We start from the raw sequence: 18,788 nt of genomic DNA, 5'->3' as shown, positions 1-18,788 counted from the left end.
GTCACCCGTACGGTGGCCCCATGCCCGAGATCGCACGCATCCGTCCGCCCGAGGACGCCGACGAACGCGGCACGCTGACCGGCCTGCTCGACTTCCTCCGGGCCACCGTCGAGCTCAAACTCACCGGCCTCACCGAGCAGCAGGCCTTCGCCCGCCCGGTCACCCCGTCCGCACTCACACCGGCCGGAGTCGTCAAACATCTGACCGGCGTAGAACGCTTCTGGTTCGCGATCGACTTCGCCGGCCAGGACGTCGAGTGGCCGTGGACCGACGAGGATCCGCACGGCTGCTTCCCCCTCGCCCCGGACGACACCGTGGCCGGACTACTGGCGGCGTACCGCACCGAATGCGCGCGGTCCCGCCGGATCATCGCGGCGGCGTCCTTCGACGACATCGCGCGCTCGGAAGGGATGACGTTCAACCTGCGGTACGCCGTGGCGCACCTGATCGAGGAAACCGCTCGCCATCTCGGCCACCTCGACCTGCTCCGCGAGTCCACCGACGGTGAGGTCGGCGAGTAGCGCTCGAAAATGGGAGGCCGGAGGGCTGCCTCGAACACTAGGTTGGGTTGCCATGGTGGAGCCTTACCGGATTCGGCCGGCGGTGGAGGACGACGTACTGTTCCTCGCCAACGTCACAATGGCGGCGACCCGTGCGCAGGGACGGCTGCCCGCGGACTTCGACCGGGACACATGGACCGCCGGGTTCGTGGAGTGGAGCCGGGAGTCGATCGCTGATCCGTCGACCGACCTCAGCGTCGTCGAGGTGGACGGCCGCAGCGTCGGCCGGCTCCGGGTCAGCCGGACGCCGGAAGCGGTCGAGCTGAACGGGATCCAGCTGCACCCGGGCGTCCAGGGCCGCGGGATCGGGACCGCGATCATCACGCGGCTGCAGTCCGAGGCCGAGCGCAACGACGTACCGCTGAAACTGCACGTCGAACGCGACAACCCGGACGCGCGCCGGCTCTACGACCGCCTCGGCTTCGTCAAGATCGGTGCGAACGACACCGAGGACATCCTGCAGTGGACGAAGGACACCAGGCGCGAGGAGCTGTGGAACGCACAGACCGCCGCCCGGTACGACACGCCCGGCACCGGGATGTTCGCGCCCGAGGTCATCGGGCCGACCGTGGAGCGGCTGGCGCAGCTCGCGGCGGGCGGACGCGCGCTCGAGTTCGCGATCGGCACCGGGCGGGTCGCCGTACCGCTGTCCGAGCACGGCGTACCGGTGAGCGGGATCGAGCTGGCGCCCGCGATGGTCGCGCAACTGCGGAAGAAGGCCGACGAGGCAACGATCCCGGTGACGGCCGGCGACATGGCGACGACCCGCGCGCCGGGCGAGTTCAGCCTCGTGTACCTGGTCTTCAACACGATCTCGAACCTGCTCACTCAGGAGGAGCAGGTCGCCTGCTTCCGGAACGCGGCCCGGCACCTCTCCCCCGGCGGCTGCTTCGTGATCGAGCTCTGGGTACCCGAACTCCGCCGCCTCCCACCCGGTACGCCGGCCACCGTCGGCGTCACCGATCCCGGCTACATCCTGCTCGACACGTACGACGTACTGCAGCAGCACGTCGTCTCGCACCACTTCCACTTCGGGAACGGCACCAAGGCCGAGCTCTTCCGCACCCCGCACCGCTACATCTGGCCCGCCGAACTCGACCTGATGGCGCAACTCGCCGGCTTCACCCTGGAATCCCGCCACGCCGACTGGACCGCCACCCCCTTCACAGCAGACTCCCCCTCCCACATCACCACCTACCGCCTCCCCACCCCGTAACACCACCACCACCCACCAACCACCCGCCCCAGCACCCACCGCACACCCGCTCAACCCACCAACCGGCACCTGCCCCCGGCCCGGCCCGGGCTCGGGCTCGGGCTCGCCCTCGCCCTCGCCCTCGCCCTCGCCCTCGCCCTCGCCCTCGCCAAGAGTGGATATCTGCTCGTGTTGTGGGTTCTCCTCTGGTGTGCGAACGAAGAACCCTCAAGAGCAGCGGATATCCACTCTTGGCTGACGCATCCGCGGGTGTGCGCTCGGCCGGCCCTCGACCTGTCCGCCGCCGTGCGGCAGTTGTCCACGGTTCGTCGAGTCGTGGATGTCGGCTGCGAAATGTGGCCCGATCGAGCCTCGATCCACGACTCGGCGTTCCGGGGGCCGGCCAAACGCCACGACTCGGCGCAGATTGGGGGCGGTGGGTCCGGGCGGTGGGTCGGGGCGGGGGTGGTTGGGGCTTGCGGTTGTGTGACGGGGGGTGGTGTGGGGTGGTTCGGGGGTGGGAACCGGCTCACCATGTGGGGATGGAGAGTCCCTCGCGCGGGGGATGTTCGGTGGGTGAGATCACTCGTGAGAGGGTTTGTGAAATCTTTCACGAGTGTTTAGCGTTGAAGTGAACATGAAGTCGGAGATCCACTCAGGGAGAGTGAACCGGATGACAGCCCAGGTGCCGCACATCCTCGTCGTCGGAGGCGGTTACGTCGGGATGTACACCGCGTACGGCCTGCGCCGCGCCGCCCGTCAGGGCCGGATCCGCGTGACGGTGGTCGACCCGCGGTCGGTGATGACCTACCAGCCGTTCCTGCCCGAGGCCGCGGCCGGATCGGTGGAGCCGCGGCACGTCGTGGTGCCGCTGCGCAAGACCCTCAAGGGCTGCCGGGTCGTGACCGGCCGGGTGACCGGGATCGACCACGCGCACAAGGTCGCGAAGGTGATGCCCGAGGAGGGCCCGGAGTACGAGCTCGCCTACGACCAGATCGTGGTCGCGCTCGGCTCGATCGCCCGGACGCTGCCGATCCCCGGACTGGCCGACGAGGCGACCGGGTTCAAGAACGTCGAAGAGGCCATTGCCCTGCGCAACAAGGTCCTCGACCGGCTGGACGTCGCGTCCTCGCAGCCCGACCCGGTACTGCGCAAGTCCGCGCTGACGTTCGTCTTCGTCGGCGGCGGGTACGCCGGTGTCGAGGCGTTCGCCGAGCTCGAGGACATGGCGCGCTACGCCACTCGCTACTACGACAACATCAAGCCCGAGGACATGCGCTGGGTCCTGGTCGAGGCCACCGGGCGGATCCTGCCCGAGGTCGGTGAGGACCTCGGCAAGTACACCGTGGACGAGCTCCGCAAGCGGAACATGGACATCAAGCTGGAGACCCGGCTGGAGTCCTGCGAGAAGGGCCACGTGATCCTCAGCGACGGCGAGGAGTTCGACGCGGACACGATCGTCTGGACGGCCGGCGTGAAGGCCAACCCGGCGCTCGCCGCGACCGACTTCCCGCTGGACGAGAAGGGCCGGATCAAGACGCTGGCGAACCTGCGGATCGAGGGCGTCGAGGACGCCTGGACCGCCGGCGACAACGCCGCCGTACCGGACCTGACGAGCGAGACCGGCGCGTTCTGCGCCCCGAACGCGCAGCACGCCGTCCGGCAGGCGCACCAGCTGGCCGCGAACATCCTCCGGGTCGTCGACGGTCAGCCGCCGCAGGACTACAAGCACAAGTACGTCGGTTCGGTCGCAAGCCTCGGCCTGCACAAGGGCGTCGCCCAGCTGTACGGCATCAAGGTGAAGGGCTGGCTGGCCTGGTTCCTGCACCGGACGTACCACGTGTCCCGGGTGCCTACCCTGAACCGGAAGGCCCGGGTCATCCTGGACTGGACGCTGGCGCTGTTCTTCCGGCGCGAGGTGACCAGCCTCGGCAGCCTGCAGACCCCGAACGACGAGTTCCGCCGGGCCACGCAGTCGTAGCACAGCTCCAGGGCCGCAACACCACCTGATCGGCCGGGCCTCCAACTCGCCGGGGGCCCGGCCTTCTTTTCATCGTTCGTGCAGCAGGCCGGCGTCGTGGACGAGCAGGGCGATCTGGACGCGGTTGTTCAGGTCGAGCTTGGTGAGGATGCGCGAGACGTGCGTCTTCACGGTCGGGACGCTGAGGTAGAGCGTCGCGCTGATCTCGGCGTTCGACTTGCCCTCACCGACCGCGACCGCGATCTCGCGCTCGCGGTCGTTCAGCTCCGCGAGCCGGGCGGCCGCCTTGGACTTGCGGTTGTCCTGGCCGGAGTCGGCGACGCGGGTGATCAATCGTTTGGTCACGGCCGGCGACAGCACTGGCTGACCGGCCGCGATCCGGCGTACGGACTCGACGATCTCCGCGGGCGGCGTGTCCTTGAGGATGAAACCGGCCGCGCCGGCACGGAGCGCCCGCAGGACGTGCTCGTCGGCGTCGAACGTGGTGAGGATGACGACCTCGGGGGCGCCCGGACGACGGCGTACGGCTTCGGTCGCGGTCAGTCCGTCGGTGCCGGGCATCCGGATGTCCATCAGGATCACGTCCGGCGCGAGCCGCTCGATCAGCCCGTGGATCCCCGACCCGTCGCCCGCCTCCCCGACCACGCGGACGTCCTCGGCCCCACCCAGCATCAACTTCAAACCAGCCCGCAACAACGGATCATCGTCAACGATGAGTACCCGAATACTCATCCACGTCCTCGCTTCGCTCCGGGCGCGGATGAGGCACAAAATGGGCTGTGTTCGATGATGCCCTCGCTCCGCTCGGTCATAGCGGCCACGGTAGCCAGGCGTATAGGCGGAACTCGCCGTCGGGGGTGCGGCCGTGCTCCAGGCGGCCGTCCACCAGGGCGGCGCGTTCGCTGAGGCCCTTCAGTCCTTGGCCGTCCCCCAGTCGCCGGTGCGGTGCCGGGTTGCGGAGCTCGACGGACAATCCGTTGCCCGGGGCACCGGTCACGCTGATCGTCACCGCTTCGCCCGGTGCGTGCTTGACCGCGTTCGTCAGCCCTTCCTGGACGATCCGGTACGCCGTACGTCCGACATGCTCCGGCATCGGGCCGTCCGCGTCGAGGATCAGCTCCACCGGGATCCCGGCCGCGCGCGACCCCTCCACCAACTCCGGCAGGTCCGCGAACGCCGGCTGCGGCAGCTCCCCGACCGGCGCCCGCAGGACACCGATCACCTCGCGCAGATCCTGCAGCGCCTGATGAGCACTCGCGCGGATGATCTCGGCAGCACCGGCCACCTCGGCCGTGGACGCATCCGGACGGTACGCCAGCGCACCGGCGTGCACGCTCAGCAGCGACAGCCGATGGCCGAGTACGTCGTGCATCTCGCGGGCGATCTCCTCCCGCGCCCGGAGCTGCGCCTGCTCGGCCTGCAGCGTCGCCACTGTCTCGGCCCGATCCGCGCGGTCCCGCAGCGTCTGCAGGAGCTGCCGGCGGGAACGGATGTACCGCCCCCAGCCGGCCATCGCGGCGTACAGGATGACGGCGATGACGAGCTGCGTCTTCCAGTCCGGCTTGTTCCGCACCTGGAGGTAGCCGACGGTCGCGATGAAGTTGACCGCGAACACCCACAGCGACGTACGCCACGGCTTGTGAACCGCGACCGTCATGATCAGCACCAGCGTCGGCCCGGCCGCCGCGTCGGAGTACACCGAGATCGCGGCGGCGATCAGCGCCAGCTGCACCGGCCAGCGGCGGCGGAACCACAGCGTCAGCGCCAGCAGCATCCCGGACCAGAAGTCGATCGCCAGCAGCACCCCCGGTACTTGGTCGGACCGGCCGTCGTTGTAGGTGAGCAGCGCGATCAGGATCGCGACCACGAACGCGACGCTGTCGACCACCCAGTCACGGGTGGAACGACGCGGGCGCGGGGACTCCATGGTCCGAATGTAGCGGTCTGCGACCGCTGTCCGGGGCGTTGCCGGCTGTCCGGATACCGAAGTCGCAGCCCCCGGCTACTTAGGTCAACGGTAGGTTTCCGGGCATGAGTCAGCTCGCTGTCACCGTCATCGGACCGGACCGCCCAGGAATCATCGCGGACGTCACCGAGGCCCTGGCCGGTACCGGGGTCAACCTCGAGGACTCGACCATGACGCTGCTGCGCGGCCATTTCGCGATGATGATCGTCTGCGCCGGGCCGTTCGACGAGGTGAAGTCGGCGCTCGAGCCGCTGCGTGGCGAGCTGGTGATCACGGTCCGCAAGATGGGCCCGGAGCACCGGCACGCGCCGATCGGCGCGCCGTACATGCTCAGCGTGCACGGCGCGGACCGGCCGGGGATCGTGGCCGCGGTGACGCGGATGATCGCGGCCGTCGGCGGCACGATCACGGACCTGTCGACCCGGCTGAGCGGCGGCCTGTACGTGCTGACCGCCGAGGTGGAGCTGCCGCCGGCGGCCGAGCTGGAGACGCTGAACCGGGCGCTCGAGATCACCGCCGAGGAGCTCGGGGTCGGCGTCACGCTGCGGCCGGCCGAGAGCGACGACCTGTGATCACCGACTGGTCGCCCGACGAGCTGAAGGTCGAGGGGGCGGTCCTGGAGGTCGTCCGCGCGCCGCATCCGGTGCTGGCGACCGAGAGTGCGCCCGTGGACCCGCTCGACCCGGAGATGATCCAGCTCGCCGCGGACCTGGTCGCGACGATGCGCGTCTCGCCTGGCTGCGTCGGGCTCGCGGCGCCGCAGGTCGGCGTAGCCGCGCAGATGTTCTCGCTGGACGTCAGCGGTCACCCGAAGACCCGTACCTGCCACGGCGTCTTCGTGCTCTGCAATGCGGTCGTCGTCGAGGCCTCGCGCAACGAGAAGGCGCGTGAGGGCTGTATGTCGGTCCCGGACTTCACCGGCGACGTCAAACGCGCGAGCCGCCTGACCGTGACCGGCGTACTGCCCGGAACCACCGAAACCGTCACGGTCACCACCGACGCGTTCGAGGCGCGGGCGCTGCAGCACGAGATCGACCACTGCAACGGCAAGCTCTTCCTGGACCGCGTCGCCGGCGCCCACGCCGTGTACCCGCGGAAGACCTACCAGTAGCGAGTAGTCTCAGGGGCCGGAGCCCGGGTGGCGGAACGGCAGACGCAGGGAGCTTAAACCTCCTGGCCCTCACGGGTGTACGGGTTCGAATCCCGTCCCGGGCACCGCACTACTTGAGCTGGGTGTAGACGAACGACCCGATGAAGAGCGCGTCGAAGGCCAGTGCGAGCCAGGCGAGGGTCTTGCCGCGCTGACCGCTCCAGCGCATCCTCCGCAGCGCCTGGATCGCGAGGATGATCGACAGCGGCGAGCAGATCACGACCGTGATCAGCGCAGCGACCGCGCGGCCGCTGAGGCCACGGCGCTGGGTCGGGTACGTGGGCGCGCTGTACGGATCGCGGTACGGCGGGGCGACGTGCGGGTCTTGTTGGGGTGTCTGCTGGTATGGCGGGGCGACGTACGGCTCGCGCTGCGAGGTGTACGGCTGGCGCGGTGGCGGGGCCGGCTGGCGCGGTGGTGCGTATGGCTGGGTGTGGTTCGGGGCCGGGCCGGTGGACCACTCGAACGGGTCGGCGGGCGGCTCGTCGGGGTCCGGCTGCGCGAAGTCGGTCGGGTTCGCCCTGGGCTGCTGCTTCGGGCGATCCAGGAGTTGCGCGTAGTCGGCCCGCCGGCCCGGGTCGGACAACACCGCGTACGCACGGTTGATCCTGGCCTGCTGGTCCGCGTCACCACCGACGTCGGTGTGGTGGCTGCGCGACAGGCGCCGGTAGCTGCGCCTGATCTCGTCGGCGTCCGCAGTACGCGCGACGCCGAGCAACTTCCAGGGATCGGCTCCAGCGAGGTCCCGGAAGTCCCGGCCGGCGCTCATCGAGCGACGTCCGCCTGATAACAGACCAGTCGCCAGGACGCCTGCTGCGGGTCGGCGCCGGCGGGCAACGAACGGTGGCCGGACGCGAACGTGACGGTCCGGTCGCCCGCGAGGTACAGCCACATGTCGAGGTCCTCGTCGTTGCCGTAGTAGTACGACCGGTAGTGCTGGACGGCCTGCGACCCGAGGAACGGCGTCTGCAACCGCTGCTGTGCCTCCAGCGGAAGGTTGCCGAGGACGCCGCGCATGTACTCCGAGAGCTCCAGCTGTGGCGCAGCCGTCGGCTGCTGCTCGTCGCGCCCCCGCCCCATCAGCGACCGCAGCCCCGACCGCGCCCGGGTCGCCTGCTGCTGGACGACGGCGTGTTTCAGGCTCGACGGTACGAACTTGTCCAGGCGCACGCTCTGCGTCCGCTGGCCGCGCTGGTTCACCTTCGGGGTGGTCACGGCCAGCCCGTTCGGCCCGAGAACCACGGCGTACGGCCGATCGCGCTCGCGCTCATGCAGATCTGCCCACCACTCGACGGCGGGTCCTACCTTGCCCTCGACGTACGTCTTGACGTCGCCGGACAGCTCCGCCCACCAGTGGAACCGGTCCGGGCTGGGGACGAACCCGAGCGCCCCGGCCTGATGCGCCGCCGGCATCGCCTGCGTCGGCTGCGCGCGCTCGACGCCACCGCCCGAGGGCCGTTGCGCGGCCGGACGGCCCCGGGACTGCTCGGGCAGATTGTCACGACTCATGAGCGCGCCCCGGATGCATAGTGCAGAGCCTCCAACACCTCAGGGGGCACGGTCAACTCCCCTTCTGCCTACCTGTGGACAACTCCTTCGCACGCGTCAGTACGGCGTCGGTCATCTCTTCGGTGAGCTTGCCGGTGAACGTGTTCTGCTGGCTGGGGTGGAAGCAGCCGAGCACGCTGACCTCGCCGTACGGAGTCGGGATCCGGTACTCGACACCGTGCCCGAACTTCGGCCGCGGTCGCGGTACGTCGGCGCCCAGGGCAATCAGTGCGGCGAGCAGCGTGTCGTACCCGTACTTGCCGAGACAGACGATGGCTCGGGTGCTGGGGAGCACGAGCTCGAGTTCACTGCGGTACCAGGGAGCGCAGGTGTCGCGCTCGATCGGGGTCGGCTTGTTGGCCGGTGGGGCGCAGCGGACGGCGGCGATCATCCGCGCGCCGAACAGGCGCAGGCCGTCGCCGGCATGTTCGCTCGTCGCCTGATTGGCGAGGCCGACCCGGTGCAGGCTCGCGAACAGCCAGTCGCCGGACCGGTCGCCGGTGAAGACCCGGCCGGTCCGGTTCCCGCCGTTCGCCGCCGGGGCGAGGCCGACGATCAGGATGCCCGGCTCGGCTTCACCCCAGCCCGGGATCGGCCGGCCCCAGTACGGCTGCCCGGCGAACGACTTGCGCTTGCCGACGGCAACGTCCTCACGCCACTCCACCAGCCGCGGGCAGGCCCGGCAGACCGACACCCGCGCGTCGAGCTCGTGCAGGTCGTCGATCGCCGCCAACTGCCGTACGTCGTCCGGACCCCGCGCCACCGGAGTATCCGGCGCCGCCGGGTCCTCGGGCCAGCCGGTCCCCGGCGGGACAGGACTCTCGAACACCTCGCCGGTCAAGGGATGCGGCAGCTGCATCCCCATAGATTAAGCGGCTAGCTGCTCTTCCTCGGCGGGGCGGTCGAGGACGGTCGCGCGGGTGTGGCGTGCGGTCGGGATGGCGAGGGCCAGTACGACGGCCGCAGCGGCGAAGGCCGAGAGCAACAGGAACGTACTGGTGAAGCCGGACTCCGCGGGCAGGCCGGAGGGCTGCACGTGGCTGGTGATGATCGAACTGGCGAGCGCAGTACCGATCGAGCCGCCGATGGTACGGATGTTGGTGTTCATGCCGGTCGCCGCGCCGGTCTGCTCGCGCGGGACGTTCTGCACGATCAGGCTGGTCATGGACGCGTACGCGAGGCCCAGCCCGACACCGAACAACGCCGTCGACACCGCGATCTGCCACTGCTGGTCGTGATAGCCGGCGAACAGCAGCGCGCCGACCAGCGTCAGCGCCGAACCCGACACGACCTGCTTCTTCGCGCTGATCCGGGACGCGAGCGGCCCGCTCAGCGAACCGGTGACGGCCATCGTCACGAGCATCGGCAGCATCAGCAGTCCGGCCTGTGTCACGCTCGCGCCGAAGCCGAAGCCGGCGGCCTTCGGGATCTGCAGGAACTGCGGGACGAACGCGTACACCGCGAACATCGCCGCACCGAACAGCAGCGCGACCAGGTTGGTCGTCCAGACCGCGGGGCGCCGCATCATCCGCATGTCGATCAGCGGGTTCCGCGAGCGCAGTTCGACCGCGATCCAGCCTGCGAAGAGTACGACGGCGAGCGCGAACAGGCCCGTCGTACGTACCGATGCCCAACCCCACGAGCGCCCGGAGCTCAACGGCAGCAGCAGCGCAATCAGCCAGCCCGACAGCATTGCCGCGGCCAGCCAGTCGATGCGGCCGGCGACCCGGTTCGGCGACTCCGGAACGTACCGGCGGACCAGCGCCGTCGAGATCACGACCACCGCCATCGGGATCCAGAACAGCCAGCGCCAGCCGAGCCACTCGACGATCGGGCCGGCCAGGACGATGCCGAGCCCGCCGCCGGCGGCGATGATCGCCGAGACCACGCCGACCACGGACGGCACGCGTTCGGCCGGGAACTCGTCGCGGATGATCCCGAACGCCAGCGGGAATACGGCACCGCCGACGCCCTGGAACACCCGGGCGGCGATCAGTACGCCGATGTTCGGCGCCAGGGCCGCGATCAGGCAGCCGACGGCGAGCGCGCCGAGGGCGATGAACAGCGTGCGCTCCTTGCCGGCCAGGTCGCCGACGCGGCCGAGCAACGGGGTCGCGATCGAGACCGAGAGCAGGAGGGCGGTGAAGACCCAGGTGACCGTGCCCGGGGTGGTGTGCAGGTCGTGCTGGATGACGGGCAGCGCCGGGCTCACCAGCGACTGCAACATCGAGAACGAGGCGACCACCGTGGCGAGTACCGCCAGGGTCAGCCGTGGGTTTCCAGACCTGATGACAGGCATGCAGAAGTTCCTTCGAGAGGGTGTGAGCGCGCCGGAACACGGGCGCGAGATCTCCCCGGCCTGGTAAAGTCGAGGTATGCCTCCACTATAACGGAGGGGTGCCTCCGGTACCAAGTGATTAAGGTGAATGGATGAGCGAGCAGAATCGGGCTGCGTTGCAGGTCGACGTACGGCGTCCGCAGCGAGCCGACGCGCGACGGAACTTCGACGCGCTGCTCGGCGCCGCGCGGGACGCGTTCGCGACCAAGGGCGTCGGGGCGTCCCTGGAAGACATCGCGCGCCAGGCCGGCGTCGGTATCGGCACCCTCTACCGGAACTTCCCGACCCGTCAGGACCTGCTGAACGCGGTGTACTTCGGCGAGATCGAGGAGCTGTGCGTCGCCGCCGACGAGGCGGCCGGCCTGCCGCCGTGGGAGGCGCTCACCACCTGGCTGCAGCGCTTCGTCGGGTACGCCGCGACCAAGCGCGCGATCTGGGAGTCACTGAACCGCGACAGCGACAGCTTCAAGACGGCCCGCGCAGCGATGTACGGCGCCGGCACTCCCCTGTTCGAACGCGCCCAGGCGGCCGGCGAGGCGCGCAAGGACGTCTCGTTCGACGATCTGCTCCGCATGGTCAGCGGCCTCACCGCAGCCGGCTTCGTGGACCAGGCCCAACGAGACCGAGTCCTGGCCATAGCCTTGGACGGCGTCCGCACCCACTAACGAGGTGAGTGGAGGGTTAGGGCTGTGCCGTCGAGGATGTCTTGCTCTGAGATGGTGAGGGTGGTGACTGGGAGGCGGTCTGTCAGGCGCTGGAGGATGAGGGCGCCGGCGCCGATGACGTCTATGCGGCCGGGGTGGATGGAGTGGACTGCGGCGCGAGCCGCATGCGTCGACGTCGTGAGCCAGGTCGTGGTTTCGCGGAGTTGATCCGTGGTGAGGCGAGCGTGGTGCACCGCCGTACGGTCGTACTCCGGGAGCTTGAGGGCGACGGCTGCGACAGTGGTCGCCGTCCCGGCCACTGCGATCAACGCGCGGGCCTCGCTGAGTGGGACCGTCGTCGCGTCGAGGAGGGCATCGATGTCCTTGGTGATCGCCGCGAGCTCGGCCGGCGCGATCGGGTCGGTCGTCACGTGGCGCTCGGTCAGGCGTACGGAGCCGAGGTCGAGGGACTGCGCCGCGATCACGCCGTTGGCGTCGCCGAGGACGAGTTCGGTGGAGCCGCCGCCGATGTCGGTCACCAGGTACGGCGCGGGGACGTCGAGGGCGGTCGTGGCGCCGCGGAAGCTGAGCTCGGCTTCGTCGTCGCCGGAGATGATCTCCGGACGTACGCCGAGACGCTCCTCGATGCCGGCGAAGAACGCGTCCCGATTGCTGACGTCGCGGGCCGCGGAGGTCGCAACGAACCGGATCCTGCTGACGGAGTTGGACCGAATGACCGACGCGAAGTCCTCGGCGGCCGCGAACACCCGGTCCAGAGCCTCCGGGGCGAAGGCGCCGGTCGCATCCACGCCCTGCCCCAGCCGCACGATTGTCATCCGCCGATCGACCTCATGCAGCTGACCATCGACAAGATCGGCGATCAGCAGCCGGATCGAGTTGGTTCCACAGTCGACCGCCGCAACCCGCACTCCAGCGTCAGACACAGGGACCTTTGCGGCCCCAGTCTTCAAGGGCCTCCAGGGCTTCGTCGCCGAGCGGGTTCACGCCCGGGCCGGCCGCGAGCGAGTGACCGACCAGGACGTGCAGGCATTTGACCCGGGTCGGCATGCCGCCGGCGGTGATGCCGGCGATCTCCTCGACCTGCTCGATCGACTCGCGATGCGCGAGGTACGACTCGTGGGCCGCCCGGTAGCGCGCGGCCAGGTCCTCGTCCTCGGCCAGCCGGTCGGTCATCTCCTTCATCAGCCCGGACGACTCGAGCGTCCCGATCGCGGACGCGAGCCGTGGGCACGTCACGTAGTACGTCGTCGGGAACGGCGTACCGTCCGGAAGCCGCGGCTCGGTCTCGACCACGTCGGGGAGGCCGCAAGTGCACCGGTGCGCGATTGACCGGATGCCGCGGGCGGTCCGGCCCAACTGCTTGCTGACCGCTTCTTGATCGGAAGGACTGACACTCACCTGGTCACCTTAGGTGACGGCGTGCCGGTCGCCGACGACGTGGGCGTCGGGGTCGGCGTGACGGCCGGTGCCGGCGGGTTGCCCGCGCCCTCGACACTGCCCCACAGCTTCGTGTACCAGGTCGGCTTCTCCGGCTCCGCCGTACCGTCGGAGGGTGCGGGCGGCTCCGGCGGGGCGCCGAGCGGCTTCCCGTCCACGCCGATCACCCGGTAGCCGATCTCGCCCGGCATCACCCAGCCGAGCCGCTGCCGCGCCTGCGCCTTCACGTACGCGTCGTCCTGCCAGCGGGCGATCTCGTCGTTCAGCTCGCCGACGCGCTTCTCCCGGTCCCGGATCTCCTGGTTGAGGGCGCTGATCTGCTGATGCTGGTCGAACCAGACCCGCAGGCTCTGCGCGTACGACACGATCAGCGCGCCGAGCACGAGCAGCACGACGGCCGCCCGGCCGGTCAGGTTGCGGGACCCTCTGGTCCGCGCGGGCTCGGCCTGAGTTCCCGCTGTACGGCGTTTCGGCTGGTCGCCCCGCCGGGCCGGTGGACGCGACTGGGTCCGGCTCGACGGACGCGAGCCGGGTCGTGCACCGGAATCCCGACGGGACGGCATACCAAACCTCCGAGAAGGGTCAGCCCTGGAAGCGCGGGAAGGCCGAGCGACCGGCGTACGTCGCCGCGTCGTCGAGCTCCTCCTCGATCCGGAGCAGCTGGTTGTACTTGGCGGTGCGGTCGGACCGGGCCGGCGCACCGGACTTGATCTGGCCGCAGTTGGTCGCGACCGCGAGGTCGGCGATCGTGGTGTCCTCGGTCTCACCGGAACGGTGGCTCATCATGCAGGTGAAGCCGCTGCGGTGCGCGAGGTCGACGGCGTCCAGCGTCTCGGTCAGCGACCCGATCTGGTTCACCTTGACGAGCAGGCTGTTCGCCGACTTCTCGTCGATACCGCGCTGCAGGCGCTCGACGTTGGTGACGAACAGGTCGTCGCCGACGATCTGGATCTTGTCGCCGAGCTGGGAGCTGAGGTTCTTCCAGCCGTCCCAGTCCTCCTCGTTCAGCGGGTCCTCGATCGAGACGATCGGGTACGAGGCGACCAGGTCGGCGTAGTACGCGATCATCTCGTCCGCGGACTTCTTGCCGCCCTCGAAGGCGTACACGCCCTCGGTGAAGAACTCGCTCGCGGCCACGTCCATCGCCAGCGCGATGTCCTTGCCGAGCTCGAGGCCGGCCTTCTCGACCGCGACCGCGATCAGGTCCAGGGCGGCCCGGTTGCTGTCCAGGTTCGGCGCGAAGCCGCCCTCGTCGCCGAGACCGGTGGACAGGCCGCGCTCCTTGAGCACCGCCTTCAGCGCGTGGTAGACGGTCGCGCCCTGCATCAGCGCCTCGCCGTAGGTGGCGGCGCCGATCGGGGCGATCATGAACTCCTGGACGTCGACGTTGCTGTCCGCGTGCGCGCCGCCGTTGAGGATGTTCATCATCGGCACCGGCAGGACGTGCGCGTTCGGGCCGCCGACGTACCGGAACAGCGGCAGGCCGGAGCTGTCCGCCGCGGCCTTGGCGACCGCGAGGCTGACGCCGAGGATCGCGTTCGCGCCGAGCTTGGCCTTGTTCGGGGTGCCGTCCAGGTCCAGGAGGGCCCGGTCGATCAGGCGCTGCTCGTGGACGTCGTACCCGACGATCTCCTTGTCGATGTCCTCGAGGATCGCGGTGACGGCCTTCTGGACGCCCTTGCCGCCGTACCGGGCCTTGTCGCCGTCGCGGAGCTCGACGGCCTCGAACTGGCCGGTGGACGCGCCCGACGGGACGGCCGCACGGGCGATCGTGTCGTCGTCGAGCAGAACCTCGACCTCGACAGTGGGGTTGCCGCGCGAGTCGAGGATCTCGCGCGCGCCGACGGCCTCAATGGTGGCCACAATGACTCCCAAGTTCTCGATGACGAATCGCTGCCGAGCCTAGTCCCCAGACCACCTGGCTCAGTGGACCGCGTCGACGCTAACGATCGCATCCCGAGGTACCTCCCGCGTCAATAACACTCCGTTGGGCGCCCGAAACACCTCCAGATCGGCGGGATCCACACCCAGCAAGCCTTCCCGGCCCGCGCCGGTCCTGCCTGCCTGGGGAGGTTTTTGCGCCCGATTCGGCACAAAATCCTCCCCAGGTCGGCGTTCTAGGACAATGAACGGCGGGCGTCGTTCAGGCCCCTCAGGTTGTCGGGTGGGCCGGAGATGCCGGTGAGGATGTTGTTGGTGATGCGCCAGGCGAAGTAGCCGGCTTGTACGGCCCAGCGGACGCGGAGGAACGTGGGGAGACCACGGTCGAGTTCGTCGGTCAGGTCGGGGCGCTTTCGCAGGTACGCCGGGACCACCTGATCGCCGTTGTACATGACGGCGGATGCGACGTCGTACAGGATCGGTCCTCGCATCGCGCTGCCCCAGTCGATGAGGGCGATCTGGCCGTCGCTCTGCCGCCGGAACGCCTCCGCGGCGGGATCCCCGTGCAACCAGGCCCAGGACAACGTGCCGAGTGAGATCGCATCGGCCACCGCCGCCTCGACGGCCGGCCGGATCCACGGCTCCAGATCGAGGCTCGCCTGGAACGGCAGCAGGAACCGCAACCAGTCGGCCGTCACGCCGGTCTCGACCACCGCGGCCTCGTGCACCCGTCCGAGCAGCTCCCCGATCGGCGCCTGATCCGCGGGCCCAAGCTCAGGCCCGTCGACGTACTCCAATACTGCGACCTGCCGCCCGTCCACCCGCTCGACCAGCCGCCCCTGCTTGCCGGCCAACGGCCGACCTGTCCGTACGCCGCCATCGTCCAACCGCGCCGCCAGCTCCAGCCCAGGCTCGAACGCACTGTCGTCCAGCTCCACAGTCTTCACAACGACCCGCCGCGCACCCGTGGACACCAGCCAGGCCGCCGAGTTCATGCCGCCGGCCAACACCTCCAGCTCCAACGGCTTCAGATCCCAGTACTCCCGCAATACCCCAGCAACGTCCACCAACCCCACCCTGCCAGCGCGGCCCCGCCCCCCGACACCCGATTTCCGCCCCACCCCGAACCCTGAGCAGTGCTGGCCAGCGGGACTAGGGCAGGTGGCTCAGCACCACTGCACGACTATGACGCAGCCGGGCGCTGCGGGGGTCGCCGCCGCAGGGGTCGCAACGCCGACGATCGACAGGACAGCCAGTCCAGCCAGCGCGATCAGCTTCTTCATGATGTCTCCATCCCCAGTAATTTGATCCGCACCCAGTCCGGGACCTACAGCCGTCGTACTCGGAGGACCCGCCGGGCCAACCCGATTGTCGCGACCCCGGCCCGGTAATACCAGACCTCACCACCCACAACCACCCACGCTCACCGTGGCGCCGGATCAGGTGTACTAGGCACCGACCGACACGTCCTGTCGAGCTGCCGATCCCGACCATCACACATGCAATGCAGGAGCTGTTTTTACTTGCGGAAGTGGAAAGTTATTGATTAAGTTTCCAGTGTGGAAAGTGATGCGGACGAGCAGCTGTGGATCATCGAGCGCGCCGAGGCGGCACCGTATGTCAGCTATCCGGAGACGCCGGGGTGGTATCCGCCGGCCGTCGGACTCTGGGTGGCAGGGCTGATCGGTGCGTTCGCCTGGTGGCGCGAGAACGGCCTGCTGTTCGTCGGCTCGCTGGCGGTGCTGGTCGCGTTCGAGGTCTGGTTCCTGGTCTGGATGCAGCGCCGGCACGGCGCGATGCCGTTCCCGGGGCGTGGGCGGCCGCCGCGGGAGATCGGCCGGATCTGGAAGGGGTACTTCCTGGCCGTGCCGGTGCTCGTGGTGGTCGTGGGGCTCACGTGGTGGCTGGCCGGCGTACCGGTGGCCGCGGCGACGGCGTTCGTGCTGGTCACGGCCGGGATCTGGTACTACGAGCGCCGGTACGCGATCGCCGCGGCACACGTCCGGGAGCGTCTCGGGTGATCGACGGACTCGACCCGGTCATCCACGCCCCGAAGCGGCTGGCCGCGATGGCGGTGCTGGCGAACGCGACCACTGTGACGTTCCGCTTCCTCAAGGACTACCTGGAGGTCGCTGACTCCGACCTCTCCAAACACATGTCCGCCCTGGAGTCCGCCGGCTACGTCACCACCACCAAGAGCGGCCACGGCCGCGGCGCCACCACCACCTACCGCATGACCAAAGCCGGCCAACACGCCTACACAGCTCACAGAACCGCCCTCGAGACCCTCCTCAACGGCCCGCAGTAATCAGCCACGCCGCCGGCGGGTTGTTTCATCGCTGGCGCCCTGCAACAGGCCGTCGGTGAAACAACCCGCCAGCGGGCTGCGGTCAGGGGTGTTCGGCGGTGCGGATTTGGGTGGTGAGTTGGCGTATGGCGGTGCGTAGGGCTTGCTCGGCGTCTACGCCGGCGGCGCGGGATTCGCGGACGAGTTGCAGGAGGTGGTGGCCGATGCGGTCCTGGGCCGAGTCGCCGGTGGGCGGGAGGTCGGCGGGGAGGACCTTTGCGGCGCGGCCGAGGACCTTGTCTGCGAGGGCCAGCGCGGGGAGGGCCAGCGGGATGCCTTCGAGGACCGAGGAGCGTTGCTTCTCGGTGGCCTTGATGGCTTCCCAGTTGGCTTCGACGGTGGCCACGTCGGTGGCGTCGACATCGGCGAAGACGTGCGGGTGGCGGCGGATCAGCTTCTCGACGATGCCGCCGGCCACGTCGTCGATCGTGAACCCGTCGTCCGGGTCCTCCTCGGCGATGCGGGAGTTCAGCGCGACCTGGAGGAGCAGGTCGCCGAGCTCCTCGCGGAGGTGGGCGCGGTCGCCGGTGTCGAGCGCCTCGAGGGTCTCGTAGGTCTCTTCCAGCAGGTACTTGGCGAGGCTCTCGTGCGTCTCCTGCTGCGTCCACGGGCAGTCGCGGCGGATCCGGTCCATCACCCGGACCAGATCGATCAGCCGGGCTCCTGGCACGTCGTACGAGCCGTGCAGGATCTCCACGCCGTACGCCGGACGCGGGTCCCGCGCCACCTGCTCGGCGACCACCCGCAGCAGACCCGGCTCACCGTCGTCACCGACGAGCCACGCGACGCTCCGGCCCGCCTCGGCCGCGGACGACAACCAGCCCCAGTGCTCGCCGCTGTCGCCCTCGACCTGCGTCACCGCAAGCCCCGACCCGACCACAGCCTGTACGTCACCGCGCAACACCTGACCGCGGCCCGCCGCGGCGATCTCGTCGGCGTCGGTGAGGGACTGCCAGGCCGCGCGGGTCATGAGCCCGGGGGCGACCCGTGGGCTGGTCAGGAGGATTGTGATCCGGCCGGACTCCCCCGCACCGGCGGGCTCGCGGACGTCAGTCACCGGCTCGGGGCTCAGCCCTGGCCCTGCTGTTGCTGCTGCTTGGCAGCGTTCTCGGCGGCCTCGCGCTGGGCAGCGGTCTGCTTGGACTCCTTCGACAACGACCCGGAGATCGTGTTGTCGACGTCGCTGCCGGTCCACTTGCCGAAGCGCGGCGCGATTGTGATGTCGATGCCCTTCGATGCCTCATTGATCGCCATCTGGGCCTGCTGCAGCTTGGCTTGGTTCTGCATGTCGTTGACCCCACCGCCGGCCAGCTTCAGCGCGATCAACTGCGTGTTGCCGACCGCGTTCAGAAAATCGCGGGTGTCGGCCTCGCTCTGGAACTTCGCGTAGGCCTCCTGATTCTCGCCGACCGCCTGAAGCGCCGACTGGGCAGTTTCGGCCGGGGTGATCGTGATCGACTTCTGCTGCGCCACTTCGGCGGCCATCGCGTTGGTGACCAGGGTGCGTAGGGTCGCGTTCGCGTTGAAGTTCTGACCGAGTGCCGTGGTGACCGCCCGCGACGTGTTGTCCACGTCGCTGATGCTGATCTCCGTCTTGCCGACCACAGCCGCCGCACCCGGGTGGGTCCCCGCTGCACAACCACCGGTCAGCAGCACCGTCGCCGCCACCACACCGAGAGCCCGAAGCCGTGTGCTCACCGAATCTCCTCGTCAGTTCTTG

Annotated in this window: 21 protein-coding genes and 1 tRNA gene; 9 read left to right on the top strand and 13 right to left on the bottom strand. The window is 69.4% G+C overall.

Annotation, left to right across the window (positions count from 1 at the left end):
* Nucleotides 1–20 precede the first annotated feature (20 nt).
* From ACGFI6_RS33730 to ACGFI6_RS33720, 3 genes are all read left to right on the top strand, one after another.
* A complete protein-coding gene (locus ACGFI6_RS33730; RefSeq protein WP_393125867.1) occupies nt 21–521 on the top strand; it encodes a DinB family protein in 501 nt (166 codons plus the stop codon).
* A 52-nt stretch (nt 522–573) separates the two neighbouring features.
* Complete coding sequence (locus tag ACGFI6_RS33725; protein WP_393125865.1) at nt 574–1,776, top strand: GNAT family N-acetyltransferase; 1,203 nt, start codon at nt 574–576, stop codon at nt 1,774–1,776.
* 652 nt (nt 1,777–2,428) lie between these two features.
* Nucleotides 2,429–3,736 (top strand): NAD(P)/FAD-dependent oxidoreductase, encoded by a 1,308-nt coding sequence (locus ACGFI6_RS33720; protein ID WP_393125863.1) that lies wholly within the window; start codon nt 2,429–2,431, stop codon nt 3,734–3,736.
* A gap of 69 nt (nt 3,737–3,805) precedes the next feature.
* Here ACGFI6_RS33720 and ACGFI6_RS33715 read toward each other — a convergent pair whose 3' ends face one another.
* Entirely contained in the window at nt 3,806–4,468 is a 663-nt protein-coding gene (locus ACGFI6_RS33715; protein WP_393125861.1) for a response regulator, read from the bottom strand.
* A 76-nt stretch (nt 4,469–4,544) separates the two neighbouring features.
* Entirely contained in the window at nt 4,545–5,663 is a 1,119-nt protein-coding gene (locus tag ACGFI6_RS33710; protein WP_393125859.1) for a sensor histidine kinase, read from the bottom strand.
* Nucleotides 5,664–5,767: 104 nt separating this feature from the next.
* On the opposite strand from ACGFI6_RS33710, the gene ACGFI6_RS33705 reads away from it, so the two are divergent.
* The 3 genes from ACGFI6_RS33705 to ACGFI6_RS33695 all read left to right on the top strand — a co-directional run bounded on the left by ACGFI6_RS33705 (nt 5,768) and on the right by ACGFI6_RS33695 (nt 6,917).
* On the top strand, nt 5,768–6,274 hold the full coding sequence (locus ACGFI6_RS33705) for a glycine cleavage system protein R (RefSeq protein WP_393125857.1): 507 nt from the start codon (nt 5,768–5,770) through the stop codon (nt 6,272–6,274).
* The gene (gene def, locus ACGFI6_RS33700; RefSeq protein ID WP_393125855.1) at nt 6,271–6,813 is read left to right on the top strand and encodes a peptide deformylase; all 543 of its coding nucleotides are present in this window, start codon (nt 6,271–6,273) and stop codon (nt 6,811–6,813) included. Before ACGFI6_RS33705 ends, def begins: the two co-directional genes overlap by 4 nt.
* 21 nt (nt 6,814–6,834) lie before the next feature.
* Nucleotides 6,835–6,917, top strand: a tRNA-Leu gene (locus ACGFI6_RS33695).
* Between the two features lie 5 nt (nt 6,918–6,922).
* Here the strand turns inward: ACGFI6_RS33695 and ACGFI6_RS33690 are convergent.
* Genes ACGFI6_RS33690 through ACGFI6_RS33675 form a run of 4 tightly spaced genes read right to left on the bottom strand, consistent with a single transcriptional unit; the run spans nt 6,923 to nt 10,699 of the window.
* Nucleotides 6,923–7,621 (bottom strand): DnaJ domain-containing protein, encoded by a 699-nt coding sequence (locus ACGFI6_RS33690; protein WP_393125853.1) that lies wholly within the window; start codon nt 7,619–7,621, stop codon nt 6,923–6,925.
* Complete coding sequence (locus ACGFI6_RS33685) at nt 7,618–8,361, bottom strand: hypothetical protein (RefSeq protein WP_393125851.1); 744 nt, start codon at nt 8,359–8,361, stop codon at nt 7,618–7,620. Before ACGFI6_RS33685 ends, ACGFI6_RS33690 begins: the two co-directional genes overlap by 4 nt.
* A gap of 52 nt (nt 8,362–8,413) precedes the next feature.
* Complete coding sequence (locus ACGFI6_RS33680; RefSeq protein ID WP_393125849.1) at nt 8,414–9,259, bottom strand: uracil-DNA glycosylase; 846 nt, start codon at nt 9,257–9,259, stop codon at nt 8,414–8,416.
* A 9-nt stretch (nt 9,260–9,268) separates the two neighbouring features.
* Nucleotides 9,269–10,699: an MFS transporter gene (locus tag ACGFI6_RS33675; protein ID WP_393125847.1), complete on the bottom strand. Its 1,431-nt coding sequence runs from the start codon at nt 10,697–10,699 to the stop codon at nt 9,269–9,271.
* 131 nt (nt 10,700–10,830) lie between these two features.
* Here ACGFI6_RS33675 and ACGFI6_RS33670 point away from each other — a divergent pair, with 131 nt between their 5' ends.
* Entirely contained in the window at nt 10,831–11,403 is a 573-nt protein-coding gene (locus ACGFI6_RS33670) for a TetR/AcrR family transcriptional regulator (RefSeq protein ID WP_393125845.1), read from the top strand.
* On the opposite strand, the gene ACGFI6_RS33665 is transcribed toward ACGFI6_RS33670, so the two are convergent.
* From ACGFI6_RS33665 to ACGFI6_RS33645, 5 genes are all read right to left on the bottom strand, one after another.
* Nucleotides 11,400–12,326, bottom strand: coding sequence for an exopolyphosphatase (locus tag ACGFI6_RS33665; protein WP_393125843.1), 927 nt, complete (start codon nt 12,324–12,326; stop codon nt 11,400–11,402). The two genes, ACGFI6_RS33670 and ACGFI6_RS33665, sit on opposite strands and share 4 nt — an antisense overlap.
* Nucleotides 12,319–12,801 carry a DUF501 domain-containing protein gene (locus ACGFI6_RS33660; protein ID WP_393125841.1) on the bottom strand — a complete coding sequence of 161 codons (483 nt, stop codon included), beginning with the start codon at nt 12,799–12,801 and terminating at the stop codon, nt 12,319–12,321. Before ACGFI6_RS33660 ends, ACGFI6_RS33665 begins: the two co-directional genes overlap by 8 nt.
* Nucleotides 12,798–13,403: a septum formation initiator family protein gene (locus ACGFI6_RS33655; RefSeq protein ID WP_393125839.1), complete on the bottom strand. Its 606-nt coding sequence runs from the start codon at nt 13,401–13,403 to the stop codon at nt 12,798–12,800. Before ACGFI6_RS33655 ends, ACGFI6_RS33660 begins: the two co-directional genes overlap by 4 nt.
* A 19-nt stretch (nt 13,404–13,422) precedes the next feature.
* Nucleotides 13,423–14,703, bottom strand: coding sequence for a phosphopyruvate hydratase (eno, locus tag ACGFI6_RS33650; RefSeq protein ID WP_393125837.1), 1,281 nt, complete (start codon nt 14,701–14,703; stop codon nt 13,423–13,425).
* A gap of 254 nt (nt 14,704–14,957) precedes the next feature.
* A complete protein-coding gene (locus tag ACGFI6_RS33645) occupies nt 14,958–15,788 on the bottom strand; it encodes a phosphotransferase enzyme family protein (RefSeq protein ID WP_393125835.1) in 831 nt (276 codons plus the stop codon).
* Between the two features lie 492 nt (nt 15,789–16,280).
* Here ACGFI6_RS33645 and ACGFI6_RS33640 point away from each other — a divergent pair, with 492 nt between their 5' ends.
* Nucleotides 16,281–16,742, top strand: a complete 462-nt coding sequence (locus tag ACGFI6_RS33640; protein WP_393125833.1) for a hypothetical protein — start codon at nt 16,281–16,283, stop codon at nt 16,740–16,742.
* A complete protein-coding gene (locus ACGFI6_RS33635; RefSeq protein ID WP_393125831.1) occupies nt 16,739–17,029 on the top strand; it encodes a transcriptional regulator in 291 nt (96 codons plus the stop codon). The genes ACGFI6_RS33640 and ACGFI6_RS33635 overlap by 4 nt, the downstream gene beginning before the upstream one ends.
* A gap of 82 nt (nt 17,030–17,111) precedes the next feature.
* Here the strand turns inward: ACGFI6_RS33635 and ACGFI6_RS33630 are convergent, their stop codons facing one another.
* Together ACGFI6_RS33630 and ACGFI6_RS33625 are read right to left on the bottom strand one after the other, a co-directional pair.
* The gene (locus ACGFI6_RS33630; protein WP_393125829.1) at nt 17,112–18,125 is read right to left on the bottom strand and encodes a MazG family protein; all 1,014 of its coding nucleotides are present in this window, start codon (nt 18,123–18,125) and stop codon (nt 17,112–17,114) included.
* A gap of 11 nt (nt 18,126–18,136) precedes the next feature.
* The gene (locus ACGFI6_RS33625; RefSeq protein WP_393125827.1) at nt 18,137–18,766 is read right to left on the bottom strand and encodes a hypothetical protein; all 630 of its coding nucleotides are present in this window, start codon (nt 18,764–18,766) and stop codon (nt 18,137–18,139) included.
* Nucleotides 18,767–18,788 lie beyond the last annotated feature (22 nt).

It is taken from the genome of Kribbella sp. NPDC048928, from assembly GCF_043197975.1.
In the GTDB taxonomy this organism is placed as follows: domain Bacteria; phylum Actinomycetota; class Actinomycetes; order Propionibacteriales; family Kribbellaceae; genus Kribbella.
Note: the sequence above shows the minus strand (reverse complement) of the source record. Positions and strands in the feature narration are given on the sequence as shown.